Annotated in this window: 1 rRNA gene; it reads left to right on the forward strand. The window is 53.8% G+C overall.

What is annotated here, in order from left to right:
• Window positions 1-12 precede the first annotated feature (12 nt).
• A 16S ribosomal RNA gene (locus PL11201_RS25450) occupies window positions 13-1,503 on the forward strand.
• Window positions 1,504-1,575: the final 72 nt, after the last annotated feature.

Consider the following 1,575-nt stretch of genomic DNA (forward strand, 5'->3'; position numbering starts at 1 on the left):
AACAGATTCTTCAAAATGGAGAGTTTGATCCTGGCTCAGGATGAACGCTGGCGGTCTGCTTAACACATGCAAGTCGAACGGAATCCCTCGGGATTTAGTGGCGGACGGGTGAGTAACACGTAAGAACCTGCCTCTAGGACGGGGACAACAGTTGGAAACGACTGCTAAACCCGGATGAGCCGAAAGGTAAAAGATTTATCGCCTAGAGAGGGGCTTGCGTCTGATTAGCTAGTTGGTAAGGTAAAGGCTTACCAAGGCGACGATCAGTAGCTGGTCTGAGAGGATGATCAGCCACACTGGGACTGAGACACGGCCCAGACTCCTACGGGAGGCAGCAGTGGGGAATTTTCCGCAATGGGCGAAAGCCTGACGGAGCAAGACCGCGTGGGGGAGGAAGGTTCTTGGATTGTCAACCCCTTTTCTCAGGGAAGAACTCAATGACGGTACCTGAGGAAAAAGCATCGGCTAACTCCGTGCCAGCAGCCGCGGTAATACGGGGGATGCAAGCGTTATCCGGAATGATTGGGCGTAAAGAGTCCGTAGGTAGTCAATCAAGTCTGCTGTTAAAGAGCGAGGCTTAACTTCGTAAAGGCAGTGGAAACTGTAAGACTAGAGTGTAGTAGGGGCAGAGGGAATTCCTGGTGTAGCGGTGAAATGCGTAGAGATCAGGAAGAACACCGGTGGCGAAGGCGCTCTGCTGGGCTATAACTGACACTGAGGGACGAAAGCTAGGGGAGCGAATGGGATTAGATACCCCAGTAGTCCTAGCGGTAAACGATGGAAACTAGGTGTGGCCTGTATCGACCCGGGCCGTGCCGAAGCTAACGCGTTAAGTTTCCCGCCTGGGGAGTACGCACGCAAGTGTGAAACTCAAAGGAATTGACGGGGGCCCGCACAAGCGGTGGAGTATGTGGTTTAATTCGATGCAACGCGAAGAACCTTACCAGGACTTGACATCTCTGGAATCCTGCTGAAAGGTGGGAGTGCCGAAAGGAACCAGAAGACAGGTGCTGCATGGCTGTCGTCAGCTCGTGTCGTGAGATGTTGGGTTAAGTCCCGCAACGAGCGCAACCCTCGTCGTTAGTTGCCATCATTAAGTTGGGAACTCTAGCGAGACTGCCGGTGACAAACCGGAGGAAGGTGAGGATGACGTCAAGTCAGCATGGCCCTTACGTCCTGGGCGACACACGTACTACAATGCGAGGGACAGAGAGCAGCCAACCCGCGAGGGAGAGCGAACCTCTTAAACCCTGGCACAGTTCAGATTGCAGGCTGCAACTCGCCTGCATGAAGGAGGAATCGCTAGTAATCGCAGGTCAGCATACTGCGGTGAATCCGTTCCCGGGCCTTGTACACACCGCCCGTCACACCATGGAAGTGAGCCACGCCCGAAGTCATTACTCTAACCCGTAAGGGGGGAGGGTGCCGAAGGCGGGGTTGATGACTGGGGTGAAGTCGTAACAAGGTAGCCGTACCGGAAGGTGTGGCTGGATCACCTCCTTTTAGGGAGACCTACTTTTGAGTTGAGTGTTGAATCCAACAAATATAGCACCCTCAAAAGTCATCCCAGGTCGT

This window comes from Planktothrix sp. PCC 11201, from assembly GCF_900009135.1.
Lineage (GTDB): Bacteria > Cyanobacteriota > Cyanobacteriia > Cyanobacteriales > Microcoleaceae > Planktothrix.